Origin of the sequence: Acutalibacter intestini, from assembly GCF_034334985.1 — a bacterium.
GTDB classification, from domain to species: Bacteria; Bacillota; Clostridia; order Oscillospirales; family Acutalibacteraceae; genus Acutalibacter; species Acutalibacter intestini.
Map to the genome: position 1 here is coordinate 18,194 of NZ_JAWXXL010000040.1, position 13,758 is coordinate 31,951.

The 13,758-nt window shown below is 47.8% G+C and carries 16 protein-coding genes and 1 pseudogene; 1 reads left to right on the forward strand and 16 read right to left on the reverse strand.

The window, feature by feature from the left end:
- Positions 1-28 precede the first annotated feature (28 nt).
- The 16 genes and pseudogenes from U8U68_RS18430 to U8U68_RS18505 all read right to left on the reverse strand — a co-directional run bounded on the left by U8U68_RS18430 (position 29) and on the right by U8U68_RS18505 (position 12,988).
- Positions 29-712: a TetR/AcrR family transcriptional regulator gene (locus U8U68_RS18430; RefSeq protein WP_322203452.1), complete on the reverse strand. Its 684-nt coding sequence runs from the start codon at positions 710-712 to the stop codon at positions 29-31.
- Positions 713-1,317: 605 nt separating this feature from the next.
- Positions 1,318-1,458 carry a hypothetical protein gene (locus U8U68_RS18435; RefSeq protein ID WP_322203454.1) on the reverse strand — a complete coding sequence of 47 codons (141 nt, stop codon included), beginning with the start codon at positions 1,456-1,458 and terminating at the stop codon, positions 1,318-1,320.
- Positions 1,459-1,466: 8 nt separating this feature from the next.
- Positions 1,467-2,159 carry a restriction endonuclease subunit S gene (locus U8U68_RS18440; RefSeq protein WP_322203456.1) on the reverse strand — a complete coding sequence of 231 codons (693 nt, stop codon included), beginning with the start codon at positions 2,157-2,159 and terminating at the stop codon, positions 1,467-1,469.
- Positions 2,149-3,250 (reverse strand): annotated as a pseudogene (locus U8U68_RS18445) (type I restriction-modification system subunit M). The gene U8U68_RS18440 and the pseudogene U8U68_RS18445 overlap by 11 nt, the downstream one beginning before the upstream one ends.
- Positions 3,251-3,271: 21 nt before the next feature.
- A complete protein-coding gene (locus U8U68_RS18450) occupies positions 3,272-3,487 on the reverse strand; it encodes a helix-turn-helix domain-containing protein (protein WP_322203458.1) in 216 nt (71 codons plus the stop codon).
- Between the two features lie 196 nt (positions 3,488-3,683).
- Positions 3,684-4,229, reverse strand: coding sequence for a hypothetical protein (locus U8U68_RS18455; protein ID WP_322203460.1), 546 nt, complete (start codon positions 4,227-4,229; stop codon positions 3,684-3,686).
- 36 nt (positions 4,230-4,265) lie between these two features.
- Positions 4,266-6,389 carry a recombinase family protein gene (locus U8U68_RS18460; RefSeq protein WP_322203462.1) on the reverse strand — a complete coding sequence of 708 codons (2,124 nt, stop codon included), beginning with the start codon at positions 6,387-6,389 and terminating at the stop codon, positions 4,266-4,268.
- A 101-nt stretch (positions 6,390-6,490) separates the two neighbouring features.
- A complete protein-coding gene (locus U8U68_RS18465) occupies positions 6,491-6,655 on the reverse strand; it encodes a TnpW family protein (protein WP_066535507.1) in 165 nt (54 codons plus the stop codon).
- A 443-nt stretch (positions 6,656-7,098) separates the two neighbouring features.
- Complete coding sequence (locus U8U68_RS18470; protein ID WP_322203464.1) at positions 7,099-7,335, reverse strand: helix-turn-helix domain-containing protein; 237 nt, start codon at positions 7,333-7,335, stop codon at positions 7,099-7,101.
- Positions 7,336-7,341: 6 nt separating this feature from the next.
- A complete protein-coding gene (locus U8U68_RS18475) occupies positions 7,342-7,770 on the reverse strand; it encodes a sigma-70 family RNA polymerase sigma factor (protein ID WP_016321396.1) in 429 nt (142 codons plus the stop codon).
- A gap of 569 nt (positions 7,771-8,339) precedes the next feature.
- Positions 8,340-9,695: a sensor histidine kinase gene (locus tag U8U68_RS18480; RefSeq protein WP_322203467.1), complete on the reverse strand. Its 1,356-nt coding sequence runs from the start codon at positions 9,693-9,695 to the stop codon at positions 8,340-8,342.
- A complete protein-coding gene (locus U8U68_RS18485; RefSeq protein WP_322203479.1) occupies positions 9,686-10,345 on the reverse strand; it encodes a response regulator transcription factor in 660 nt (219 codons plus the stop codon). Before U8U68_RS18485 ends, U8U68_RS18480 begins: the two co-directional genes overlap by 10 nt.
- An 82-nt stretch (positions 10,346-10,427) precedes the next feature.
- The gene (locus U8U68_RS18490; protein ID WP_160267529.1) at positions 10,428-10,787 is read right to left on the reverse strand and encodes a YccF domain-containing protein; all 360 of its coding nucleotides are present in this window, start codon (positions 10,785-10,787) and stop codon (positions 10,428-10,430) included.
- Positions 10,788-10,804: 17 nt separating this feature from the next.
- Positions 10,805-11,557, reverse strand: a complete 753-nt coding sequence (locus tag U8U68_RS18495) for a lantibiotic immunity ABC transporter MutG family permease subunit (protein ID WP_322203471.1) — start codon at positions 11,555-11,557, stop codon at positions 10,805-10,807.
- Positions 11,550-12,281 (reverse strand): lantibiotic immunity ABC transporter MutE/EpiE family permease subunit, encoded by a 732-nt coding sequence (locus U8U68_RS18500; RefSeq protein ID WP_322203473.1) that lies wholly within the window; start codon positions 12,279-12,281, stop codon positions 11,550-11,552. The genes U8U68_RS18495 and U8U68_RS18500 overlap by 8 nt, the downstream gene beginning before the upstream one ends.
- Positions 12,281-12,988 (reverse strand): lantibiotic protection ABC transporter ATP-binding protein, encoded by a 708-nt coding sequence (locus U8U68_RS18505; protein WP_322203475.1) that lies wholly within the window; start codon positions 12,986-12,988, stop codon positions 12,281-12,283. The genes U8U68_RS18500 and U8U68_RS18505 overlap by 1 nt, the downstream gene beginning before the upstream one ends.
- A gap of 165 nt (positions 12,989-13,153) precedes the next feature.
- Here U8U68_RS18505 and U8U68_RS18510 point away from each other — a divergent pair, with 165 nt between their 5' ends.
- Complete coding sequence (locus U8U68_RS18510) at positions 13,154-13,498, forward strand: helix-turn-helix transcriptional regulator (RefSeq protein WP_322203477.1); 345 nt, start codon at positions 13,154-13,156, stop codon at positions 13,496-13,498.
- Positions 13,499-13,758: the final 260 nt, after the last annotated feature.

The following is a 13,758-nucleotide window of genomic DNA, read 5'->3' on the forward strand; positions in this document are numbered from 1 at the left end:
GTTATAAGTCCGGCTCATTGCCGGACTTTTATATAATCTGCGTTACAATGCCATAAATCAAAACTCGCAATGCTTTGTCATACTGTTCTTCTCCAATTTCTGCTTTGTGTAGCGTTACATAGTAGATTGCGTGAAATGCAGCACTTATAACATTTATATCTACCTCTTTTTTTACATGGAATAACGCAATCATTTTTTCAATCATGTATGTATCGTCTTGCAAATGTTCATCTACTATCTCTTGCGGCAACTTACGTTTAAGCAATTCGATTTCACCTGCGTCATACAATTTCAAAACCAGCATTTTTTCTGTCTTTTTGTAAAACTCAAAAATCATATTCGTTAGCTTTTCCGCTGATAATTCCATATCGACAATATCAGAAAAGGCTTGATACAATTCAAGATTGATATTTTTTTGCTGTTCTTGAATAACCTCAAATAAAAGCAATTCCTTTGATTTGTAAAAGAGATAAAATGTTCCTTTGGGAATATTAACGCGCTTGACAATTTCATCAACTGTTGTACGCCGGACACCGTATTGAGCAAGGCATTTTGCCGCTTCTTCTTTCAATCGCTGTCTAATATATTCCCGTTCCTGTTCTGAAAAACTTTTTGGCACTGTAACACCTCCGGTTTGACTGCTTTTGCCAATATGGTCATTATAGGCGGCATACCTTTCTTTGTCAATGGCTTTAGAGAAGCTTTCACCCAATTTTTTATCTTTCCGAAAAACGGTATGGCGGTAAATTGTCCTATTTTGTCTAATAATAAAATTTTATGAAACATGAATGTAAAAAGAGAGAAAGGAAAGGGGGATTCCGTAGTAGTCGGCATTCGTGGGAAAATCTAAACTTTTGGATTTTCCCACAAATCCAAACTTAGAAGAAATCCAAACTTTCCTCTGTAAATCCTTTATTCAAGGCATTTTCTAATATAAAAGTTTGGATTTTGTTTTGTACTTCTCTTGTCAGAAATGAGAATAAATTGATTGAAACAGAGCTAAATAGCAATGTTTTACACATTTTGTCATAATTGGAGTATTGTACTTTGTGAAACGAAATCCAAACTTTTTCCGGCAAGAATCCCCAATTATCAAGCTGTTTTCAGAAAAGTTTGGATTTTATATAAGTTTGGATTTGTGGGAATGTGTATAACTGGCTGTCTTATGGAATTGTGGGTAACTCTGTTTGCAGGATGTGGGAAAGCTGCACTTTAGCTTTTCCATGTGCTGTGAACAGGGTTATCCATGATTCCATAGCCTGTTATGCACATTTCCACAATGCCCCTTTTGTTCCTCCCGGCGCGGGGCTTCTCCCGCTAACTGACTTTCTTTTTCGGCTGGTTGCTTTTCTTTCCCTCCCGCCTTGCCCTCTGCTGGTCGGCTTTCTTCCGGCGGTATGCCACAAGCCGTTCCGTTTCCTCCGGCGTGAGGTCTGCCCCGGTCTTTTCAACCGCCATTAGCTCCTTTATGGATTTCTGCCTGGGCGGCTTCTCCGGCTCTGTGGCTTTTCGTTTCTCCCGCCATTCCTTTTGCCACTCCCGGTTGTGTGCAAGCCGCTTTTCCTCGGCTTCCTGTTCCTCCGGGGTGAGAAGCCCCGCCTTTTTCCTCGCGGTAAATTCTCGTTTATTACATTATTCACATCTATTTTATTGTCAATTGCGCTTAAAATCACAGCAATCTTCCGTTGAATTTCTATGGATGGATAGACAACAGGCACCTCGCCCATAAATTTCGTATTGATTGATGGCATAGTTGCGCCAGTAGCAATTCCTCTTACAAATTGTTTTGTAGTTTCAAGAGTAAAATAATAATAGAGAAATTGCGAATCTATATCAGCATTCGGTCTTACCCGTAAACACCTTCCTGAAAACATCCAACCCGCATACTCTTTGCTTACATAAGAACAGCGATCCACAGAGCCCACACGACTAAAAACAATATCGCCTTCTTGAAGGATATATTTACTCAGTCGTTCTTTGTCCTGAGCAGAAACACAAGGTAAATTTTGCTCAGAAAACCTCTTTCTTCCCAAATGTTCAACTGTAACAATGGGCGTTCCAATATCCACATAATCTTCTTTGTGTAATTGGCTGCCGAAGGGACCGGTTTGAATATCTGCAAGAGACGAAAGCGATTTACTCATAAAATCAAATTTCATACCCAATCGCCCCCAGCTTTCTCCTGATTTCCTCCTCCAGCTCATGGGACTTGGCGAACAGACCGGAAAGCTCCGAAGTCAGCCTTGCCATTTTCTCCTCAAACGGCTCCCCATCGTCCTCCTGCTCCTCAATCCCCACATAGCGCCCCGGTGTCAGAATGTAATCCTGTTTGGCAATGTCCTGCAAAGTGGCAACAGCGCAAAAGCCTTTCACATCTTCCAGTGTTCCGTTCTGAAAAGCCTCAAAGGTATCCGCCAGCTTCTGGATGTCCTCTTCGGAGAAATCCCTGTGCTTGCGGTCAACCATATGTCCCATTTTGCGGGCATCAATGAACAGCGTCAATCCCGCGAATAGCCATATTCATTTTCGCCATTTTCCAAGTGTCAGCATTGGCTTCCTGCCCATAAACAGAAATCGCTCCACGCCTGCCGGAATGTGCCTGAATAAATTTTGCGCTCTGCACGAACATACCGCCGGACCCACAGCAGCAATCGTAGACGCGGCAGTTATCAAACGGGCGCAGAATAGCAACCAGCGTTTTGACTACGCTGGACGGCGTGTAGAATTCGCCGCCACCAACACCTTCTTTTTCCGCAAATTGAGCGATGCAGTATTCATAGGTGCGCCCCAGAAGGTCTTCACTCTCTTCTGTGTTGCTCATATCGACATTGTTGGTAAAAATATCGACCACATCGCCCAACACCCGCTTATCAAGGTCGGGGCTGGCGTAGTTCTTGGGAAGCACATTCTTCAGTGTTTTATTCTCCGCCTCAATCGCTCTCATGGCCGCATCAATGACAGTGCCGATCTCCGGGGTATGGGCGGAGGAGGCAATGGTACTCCATCTTGCTTCTTCCGGGACAAAGAATACATTCTCCATAGCATAAGCGTCACGGTCATCCTCGAAGCCATCGCCCTCATCCACAAGTTCCTGATAACGCTTATCAAAGGCTGCGGAAATGTAGCGCAGGAAAATAAGCCCGATGATAACTTTTCGATATTCTGCCGCTGGAATGTGGCCCCACAAAACGCAAGCCGCATCCCAAAGCTGTTTCTCAAAGCCGATGTTGGCATTTGTTCTTTCTGCCATCTGATTTATCCTCCCGTATTGTTAAGTCCCGGTTTCGTCCGGCACTAATTCAATAATATCATCTAAAGTGCAGTCCAATAAGGCACATACCCTAGTAAGCACTTCGAGCCGCACTTCCTCATTGCGCCCCATTTTAGCCATCGCATTTGTGCTGATCTTGGCCTGTTCGCATACCTGAGTCTTGTTATAGCCCTTGTCAATCATAAGTTTCCAAAGCCTGTTATAGCAAACGGCCATATCTGCGCTCCCTCCAGTATTGTCATGCAAATGCTACATGGATAGTATATCACACGCCCTGTTCAATTACAAGATTTCCTTGAAAACTTCAAGGCTTTATTTCGTTTGCTATAGAGCGCCGATGGGTATTGAATTTATACCGCCTATGTAGGGCCTTAAAAGCCCATAGCAGGCTTTTAAGGCTCGGTGCGTCCCGTTACTTCTGCCGGATGACCGCCTCGTCACCATCCATCGTGTACGCCGCATCGATGCTCCGGCTGTCCGCTAGGTACGCCTTGTACTTCTGCGGGGCGCAGACCGCCATGATTGCAATGTCGGAGACCAGCTCGTGGACAGTCTGCCGGATGGCCGGGTCCACCGTCACCTTCTCCGCCATCAGCAGGCGGCGGACGGTGTTCATGGCGTTCTCGTTGCCGAAGGCGGAGAGGATCAGGCGCTTGGCGTAGGGCTTCCACGGGCGGGTGGTCTCCAGGTCGCCGCTCACACACTGGTAGTCCAGCATCAGGCGGGTCATGGCCTGCTCCTTGCGGTACTTCACCGTGTAGAACAGCGTCTGGTACTCGGTGTCGCTCATGGGCAGACGGTACAGCCGGTCGGCCAGCTCCGTCAGGGCCTTCGCCGCCTCCGGCTTGACCGCCGCCGCTCCCGCAATCATCAGATTGGCAACTGTGGCGTCCTGGTCGGCCTGCCCAAAAGCGCAGAGGGCGTTGCGCTGCTCCTGGGTGAGTTCGTTCAGCTTCATAGTCTTGTCCTCCTGGTTGAATAAATTTAGGGGTCGCTATAGGACAGCCCCTATGTACGGCAAAACGCCGCCTTCCTGTTCCTCCTTCCTCTGCGCCCGTCTGTCAGCCTCCTTTGCCCTCAACGCCGCAAGCTGTTCCGCCGCCTCCGGGTCGGTCCTGGCCCTTGCCACCAGTTCCGAACGGGTCTCTTTCTGTTTCCGGCTGGCGCGTTCCTGCCGCTTCCGCTCCTTCTCAAGCCGCTTTTCCGCCTCAATGCGCTCCTTTTCCTCCATCTGCCGGATATACTCCGGGTCGGCCTCCCGCAGGGCTTTCAGCTTTGCCCGCTGCCGCTGTCCGGCCTCCCGCTTCTTCCGAAGATGCTCCTCATACTGCGCCGCCGCTTCCGGGTCGGTCTGGGCGGCTTCCCGGAGGGCTTCGAGCCGTTCCCGCCGCCGCTGCTCATACCGCCGCTTCTTGGCCTCCGCCTTTTCCTTCTGGCGGGCTTCAATGGCGGCGATGCGTTCTTCCTCGCTGACCTCCGCCACAGGCGGGACATAGTTCCCAATGAAGTTGAAGTAGATGTCGATCCTCTGCTGGCGGTAGACGGTGCGGCCACCAGTCGGGGCGTGGACCTCGATTTTCTCGATGAACGCATAGAGCATGGCGTCTGTCAGTTCGGAACACTCCCGGTACTTGTTCAAAAGGCCGATGAAGCGGCTGGTGTCGGGCTTTTTCTGCTCGTTGGCGGCCACGGCGCTTTCCAGTTCCGTCCTGCGCTGTTCCAGTGCCGCCTGTTCGCTGTCGTACTGGTTCATAAGCCGCTGGTACTGGTGGTCCGGCAGCTTGCCCAACATATTGCTTTCGTAAAGGCCCTTTATCAAAATATCCAATTCGTCTATACGCCGCCCGATGCCGGCCAGTTCCTTGCGGTCATCATCGGAGGTCTGTGCTTGCTGGGCTTTCCATCGGCTCTGCATCTGCTCAATAAAATCGACCTCATTTTCAAGAACATAGCCGCTCACCTTCTGGATAGCCGCCAGGATCGCCGCCTCCAATGCCGATGCCTTTACGAAATGGGAGACAAATTTTCTGTTCCTGCGGTCGTTGCTGAACCCGCCGCACTGGAAAGCAGAATCGGAGTCGTATACCTTTCCGCCTCTGATACTCTTTGCCTCCGGGCTGGTATATCGCATTTTTGAACCGCAGTCGGCGCAGAACACCAGCCCGGACAGGCGGTGGGTGTTTGTGCCGCCGGACAGACGCTTGGGCTTGCGTACCCGCAGCCGCTGGGCGGTGTCCCATGTCTCCTGGTCGATGATGGCCTCATGGGTATCTGGGAAAAACATCAGCTCGTCCGGCGTGGCTGGCCTGCGCTTTTTGGTCTTGAAGTTCTCGCAGACCGTCTTGCCGAGGATGGTATGTCCCAGATATTCCCGGCAGTCGAGTATGGCGCCGACCGTGTTGCCCGACCAGAAATACGGGTCGGAGTACCTGTGTTCCAGCTTCCGCTCCGGGTGCTTCTCCGCCATATATGCGGTCGGTATCAGCACCCTGTTCTGCGTTAGGGTTTCGGCAATCTGCGTGGGACCAAGCCCCTCACAGGCGAGCCGAAATATCCGCCGCACGACCGCCGCCGCTTCTTCATCAACAACGAGGGTCTGCTTGTCGCCGTCCAGCCGGGTGTAGCCATAGGGAACGGAGCCGCTGCACCGCTTTCCGGCCTGCATCCGTGAATGGAAGATCGCCTTGATTTTCTTACTTGTGTCCTTGGCGTAATATTCGTTAAACCAATTCCGCAGGGGGGTAAACTCGTTATCTTCCCGTGCCGTGTCCACGCCGTCGTTAATGGCGATATAGCGCACCTCATATTCCGGGAATACGATTTCAATAAGCTCCCCGGTTTTCAGGTAGTTCCGGCCCAGGCGGGAAAGGTCTTTTGTTATGACCGTCGCCACGTTCCCGGCTTCAACCTCGCGCAGCATAGTTTGCAGCCCCTCACGCTCAAAACTCACCCCGGAAAAGCCATCATCAACGAAAAAGCGGGTATTCAAAAAGAAATGTTCATCCGCATACCGTTGTAAGATCAACTTCTGATTTTGGATGCTCTCACTCTCGCCTGCCTGCATATCCTCTTGACTTAACCGGCAATATAAAGCGGTTATCTTGTCTGCCTGTAACATTGTTCCTCCTTTCCGACAGCAGACAAGCATGATATATGTACGGATTACATTATACCATCAACCGCTGTCCTTGTCAGCTCAAAAATTATAAAAAGAGCGCCCTATTTCTGGACGCTTCCGGCGTTCTGCTCCATATCCTTGCGGATAAGTTTCTTGATCTTCTTGTCTATGGTGTCAGTCGCTTTCTCGCTGGCCGACGCACAGACAAAATAAGTCGTTTTGCCAATTTTATGCGTCGTTGTGGCGCTGATCTGATTTTGCGGCAAAGGACTTCCCCCTTTCGCAAATGAATATTACAGGTTATGAACAGTGGCTTGTCCACTATTCCAAGTAATATAAAAGGGGCATAAATCGGACGGCTGGCGGCGACCAGCACCACGGGACTTTCACCCCCGCGTGGTTCTCACGCGGCCCTACCCATTGCCTGCGACGCTTTGAACGCTCGGACTGTGGCTGTAAGGGAGTATCGTTAGCGTATGCGCCGCTGATTATAAGCTGCCGGCTTTTCGGTGTAGGCGGTTCTCGCTCTCCCGCAGGATGCGGGGTCATGGCGCACCCATCGATACGGCGCATACAGAATGTGTCCGTTGCCCTATGCTGCTCCGCCGTTATCTTGCGGGCTTTCTTTGTCAAGGTTCAGCGCCGGGCCGGAGGCAAGGGAACATGGAAAGGGTAAGATGTTCCGCCTGCCCTGCCGGGCCGGTTGCCGTCAGCCTAAACCGACGATAGCCTGAATGAGCTTATTTTCCAGGTGGTGCTTCATCCACTCGTCCAGGCAGATATAGGGATAGCCGTACTCGTCATAGAGCGTCCGGGTACAGAGCTTGTTTATGTAGCCCTCGTAGTACCGCAAGACACGTTCCACAGCCTCGGCATCCCCGGCGCGGGCGGCTTCGATCACCGGCATGGGGAGAAGCGCCCGGCCCTTGTAGCTGGGGTTCATCATCCGCGCTCAACCTCCCTTTGGCATCAACGCCGTCAATTTGTTCCGCAGTTCGTCCAGTGTTTTCTTCCTGTGCCGTTGGACGGCGCTACGGGACATACCCACAAGGCTGCCGATCTCTGCATCACCTAAATCCAGCACAAAGCGCAAAATCAAAATGCTTTGCGTTTGTGCGGACAGGCTGGCAAAGGCATCGGCCACAAGCTCGTTGTCGATATGCAGGTCATACCCGTGCGACGAAAAAGTGTAACTGTCGCTGGGGTAGTGATCTACCGTAGAGAGCTTGTCCATATCTGCCTGCGACAAGGCGCTGATTGACACCTGCCGGTCACGCTGGCGCTTTAAGCCGCGCCGGTAGTTATGGGCCTCGTTCCGCAGTACCGACTTGCAAAAGGCGTCAAACCGGCACTCGTCATAGTTGCGGGGGATAGCTTCCATCTTCTCACCCCCTTTCCTTGGGGATGGTGGTGGTTCTCTCCCTTTCCGCTAACATGACACCGGCAACGCCGTCTGCTACCCGCTAAAAGCCCCCTTTGCGAAAATAATTTTTCCTGATCGACACAGACCGTAGGAAACGACAAAAACTGCCCGGCAGGTCGCAGACCTACCGGGCAGGATTTGGGAATAAGATTGCACTTTATAGCTGTGTATAGTTCATACTCGTGGCCGGAATATTCCCAGGCGGAGGACGGGCTTTTTTTGACGTGTCAAGCCTCGTCAGATTTTGTCGAATGGTTATGCGCTTCATAGCGGCTGCCTCCTGTCAGCCGCCGTATCTGTCAGCGTTACCGCGTCATTCTTTTGGGGGATAAAAGAACGGCGGCTTTAATCTCTTAAAACCGCCGCATAAGGCAAATGTAGGCATGGAAAATCGGCCTGCCCAGCAGCGGTTCTTTTCTTTTCTGCCGCTGGGCAGATCATTTACTTTAGAGATATAATAAGAGAAGGTTTTGAAGATTTCATAAAGATTTGCAAAAAATGGGTGGCTATAAAAGCCACCCATCCTATCAAAATGGAATTTTCAAAATTACTTTTGCACCGCCTGTGTTTTTAGAGTTTTCTAATATAAGTTCACCATTGTGTTGTTCCATAATGGATTTTGCAATATATAGGCCCATACCAAAGTGCAGCTTTGAATTACGGCTTTGATCGTCCATAAAGAATTGTTCTTGCGCGTGCTGCAACGCTTCGTTAGAAAATCCTTCCCCTTCGTCCGTGACTGAAATTTCAACGAAATTGTCTTTTCCGCAGATATCTATATGAAGTGTTCCATCTTGCGGGGAATAGTCCAACGCATTATTTACCACATTTTGAATGGCACGTCCTAACAAAACCTTATCTGCGGTTAGTTGCATCGGGATGTCGGACATACTCATTCGCAAATGAATTTCTTTTGTCCTGCACAAAGCATCTATTGATACTTTCACTTGCTTTAGATAATCAGGAAGATTAAAGATTTCTTTATTAAGCTGATACCCTGTTGAAGCCGTAGACAGGTCTATCAGGGTTTTAACATAAACTTGCATCTGCGTATAGCTGTCTGTGATGTAGTCAGCACATTCCTGTTGTTCTATTGTTAAGTCAGTATCGTACAACAATTCCGTATTGCCACGGATGATGGTTAGTGGTGTCTTGAGATCATGGGCTAATGCAGAAATCTGTTCTTGCCGCAGTTTGTCGGCCTGCCATTGTTCTGTAAGCGATTTTTTTAGTGCCAATTTCATGTGATCGAGTGCGTCAAGAGTTAAGTCGATTTCATATAAATTGCTTTTTTCAACCTCAAAATTCAAATCCTGCTGCTCAATTTTCTTTACAGCAGTCAGCAATTTATCCATTTTGTTCCCAAGGTATTTCCCGAATAGATATGACAAAACAATCAAGAGAAGCAGGATTTCCAATATAATGACAGCAATTAAAACCCAATCCGCCGAAGAAAATATTCTATGCAGCAGCGGATTGCTGAATTGGGCGGTCATTCTATACCTTAAAATCAGTATTTCGTCAGTCCTGTCTATCACAGCATACAGATAAGGCTTGCTGCTTGTCTGATTGTTCACAATGCACATTTTCCAAACGGAAGCTGGTTCTTCCTGATCGAGCGAACCGCCAATATACTTTCCGTCTTTTGTGAAAAGGCCATATTCACAAAGGGGGGGTATTTCATTTTCTGTAATCCGATCTGTGGATTGTAAACTTCCCCTAGCATTTTCTATTTCTGCGCTCATTCTATTTATTGGGTATATAAATCCAATTTCAACGCCAAATAGATAGAGGGCTATGTTGACAAAAGCAACCAGAAAGACACCAAGCGCAAGAAATATCGCATACTTCATAAAAACGGTACGCAGTTTTCTTACACCCATTTATAGCCAACCCCCCAAATTGTTTCAATCGTTGACAAGTGAAATTCAGCTAACTTCCCACGTATATTCTTAATGTGAGTAGAGATAACAAAACTATCACTTTCTCCTTCAAATCCAAAGACCGCCTCATAGATTTGCTCCCGCGTAAATGTTTGTCCATGATGTCGCGCCAGATATTCGCATATTTCGTACTCACTTTTTGTCAACGGAACCTTTTTTGAATTGATTTCAGCTTCTTTTGCATTGAGGTGAAAAATGACGCCGGATATTGAAAAGCTGTTTTTCTTTTCTCTTATATCACGCCGCAGGTGAGCATTTACCCGCGCTCTAAGTTCGTTTGTCCCGAACGGCTTCGTGATATAGTCATCTGCTCCAAGTCCTAATCCCTGAACAATTTCACTTTCCTGCGTTTTTGCAGTAAGGAAAATGATCGGGCAATCTACACGATCACGGATTTGATTGCAGAGGTCAAAACCATCAATTTCCGGCATCATAACATCCAGTAAAATCAAACCAAACTTTGAAAAATCCATTTCTGTGACTGCTTTAGCGTTTGATTGAAGTGTAACTAAGTGCTGATCTTTTTCTAAAACACGCCTGACAAGCTGGAGCATAGCTATATCATTATCCACTACCAATATATGCGCCATTATCTCACCTCTCTGTCCAAGTTTATATATCCCTCTTGAGATAACCTCTTTTTTCATGGCCCTATTCGCACTCCAAGGACATCTACATTACTGTTGCGCCAAAAGGCATCAGTGCCAGCTTTGCCATTTTGAAGCACTGTACCCCGAAAGGAATACCGATAATCGTACAACACAAAAGCAACCCATTTAGCAGCGCCACCAACGCCAAAGGGATACCGCTGATAAGCAGCCACAAGATATTGGCAATCGCAGACATAGCACCGCCGCCATAATTCACATCTTTTCCAAAAGGGAAGAAAGCGAGTGACGCAAACTTAAAGCATTGACGGCCAATCGGAATACCGACAATGGTAATGCTCCATAAAACACCGGCAACCAGCCAAGAAATTCCCTGCCACAGTCCGCAGCACAAGAACCAAATAATATTGCCCAACCAATTCATCAATTCTACCTCCACCCTCAATCGGCTGACCGATTTCCGCTATATCTGGAAAACCAGTGGACTGCAATTCCTATTATAGCACACGTTGACAATATGCAAAAGAGGATGCCAAAATCCATACCTATTCTGTCTGGCGGCATTAGGCCAAAGGTCGTTTCCAGAACGTAAGAAGAAAAACGAATACCCCAACCATAAGGGATGACAAACCAGATGCCCGTGCCTAATCCTGTTTGGAGAAGCGCAACCAAAAGGCTCCCGAACACTCCAATCCCTATTCCCAAATTTTTACCAAATCGAATTGCTAATACGAAATGAATGCCATACAGCAAAATGTTACTGCCCCAAAGGACAAGTGGAATTACTGTATAAAATCCGGAAGGAATTTCAGTTGTGCCGCCAACCAGTGGAAATAGCGCACCAAATAGTACACTACTCAATACGGTTGCCAAAAGTCCAGTCACAAGCAAAATAGTCAATTTGGAAAGAGCGGCTTTCTGTCTGTATGGAAGTGTCAATATATTTTGAAAATGTCCTGCTTTTGCTTCCTGTTCTGCTGCAACATAGCAGACAATCCCGATTGCAAAGGGAAAAGCAACGGCCATGATCTGAAAATAAGCAGCCAGTTTATTGATGTCATCGCTTTGGGAAACGCCCGCATATAGTAACATCATAGCCGCCCCGCATACGGCAAAAATAGCGTGCAGAAGGAAAAAGCAGGAATGACATAACTTGTATAAATCACTTTTCAAATAGCAGATATAGTTAGCCATTGGACTTCCCCCCACTTCCAAGCAATTTAGAGCAAATCCAAAAGGAGGCAGCAGCTAATGCCAAGCTAATGGCAAGAGCGGGAAAAATGTGCTCAATAGCCAATAACGGAGAACCGTCCTCAATGGGAAGTCCGTTAGGACGTATCTTGAAAAATGGGCAAACTACACGGGCCGGAATAGCGTATGGATTAAGAAAGAACCATGCTTTTTCTGCGCCAATAGTAGATGAAACAATATTCGCCACAAAAGTTATTAGCACAGAGGGAAGATACCCTGTTTTGCTTGCTATCAGCATAATAAAAGGAAGTTGCCACAAGCAAGTAAGGAACAGCAGCATACAGCCGGTTATGCTGTCCAGCGGCGAAATGTTCATAGTCGTAAAACTGGCAATTCCCGTAGTAAATAACCACATGAGCAAATTGCTGATAAAAAGCACAGCAGTCAGGGCAAGTCCTTTGCCAATCCATATTTTCGCAGAAGGGAACGGCAAACAAATAATGTTTTGCAGCCCTGTATTTTTCTCACGGATAACAGCGCCTGCGGCCCACAGTGCGATCACAACAGGAAGAAGCATAGTGTACCACCAGTTGTAGGCCGAATATTGTCCTGCATGACTGCTCAATAAAAAGCCAACAAGTACAGTTGCCAATGGCGCACCAAAAATCAATTTCATCGAGAAGCTGTGCCGCATTTTAAGAAGTTCCGAACGTACAATCCCGAACATTATTTCTCACTCCTTTCCCTATGTGCGCCAACAACATCCATAAAAATACGTTCCAGATCGTGGTTCTTATGGATTTCGTTTTCATAGCCTAAATGTCCGGCAGATATAATGCCAATGTGGTCAGCAATTTGCTCAACTTCGGAGAGTATATGACTGGACAATATGACGGTGATCCCTTTTTGCGGAAAACTTCTGATAAGCTCACGCAAATCTTGAATACCAATCGGGTCTAACCCATTTGTCGGTTCGTCCAAGATAAGCAATTTGGGCTGTGACAACAGAGCCAAGGCAATTCCAAGCCGCTGTTTCATTCCCAGCGAAAAATGGCCTGCCCGTTTTTTTCCAGTATTCTCAAGCTGCACAATACCAAGCACCTGCTTGATGCGGCTTTCTGGAAGCCCCAGGGCCAGTGTTCGGGCTTTCAGGTTTTCATAGGCCGAGAGATTTTCATAGAGCGGAGGCATCTCAATCAAAGCACCAATGTTTTCCAAATCCGCCCGGTTCCACGGATGGCCGTCAAATTCAATCGAGCCAGAGGTGGGACGGAGGATACCTGTAATCATTTTCAAGATGGTAGATTTCCCCGCACCATTCGGCCCAAGCAGCCCATAAATTGAGTTGCGCTGAATATTCAGTGACACATTGTTCACGGCCATCTGCCCTTTGAAGCTTTTACAGAGGACAGTTGTTTTTAAGATCATATCCATATAATCAACCCCTTTTTAGATTGTAACGATAGCATATCCTATGATTTTGAAGATTTCATAAAGATTTTCACAAAAAGTATATGAACTATAAACAGTGAGCAAGTGCATATAGCATCATTCCCAAGGATAATATATGAACTATATACTGTTGTAGGGTGATGTGATATGGCGAAAATCAAGGACTGTCCCGGTTTTGAAACTTTTGGCGAAGATGTGCGGGCCGTAAGGGAGGCGCTGGGGCTTACGATCAAGGCGCTGGCAGAGCAGGTGTATGTTGACCCACGGTATCTTTCAGAAATCGAATTAAAGCCAACCATTCCAAGCATCCCTGTTATGCTGCGGTTGGTACGGATTTGCCGCCTGCCGATAGAACGCTATTTCAGCCCTGAGCTTATTGGGGAGGTCAGTGCCCAGCGCCAGCGTGTCAGCCACAAGTTGCAGCTATGCCCGGAAAAGTATCTGCCCATCGTTGAGGCTACTATTGACGGAGCAATCAAATTAGACGAATAGAGGTCGTTTTGCAAGAGCGAAGCGGCCTCTATTTTTTTGCGCTCTTTTCCCGAAAACGCCTGCCTTTGGTGGGCATTTTTGCTTCTCCCAGGTGTCTTGTTAGTACGGAGGACGGGGGAAGCGGAACGGGGGGAGGGGTAACGTAGCAAGCATAAGATTGCGTTTTATTAGGAAAGCACACTGTCAAAAGGATTTTATGCTTTGGCGGGGGTCAGCCCGCCTCGGCGGTGTCAGTGGTGTTGATTTCAATGTATTCGGCA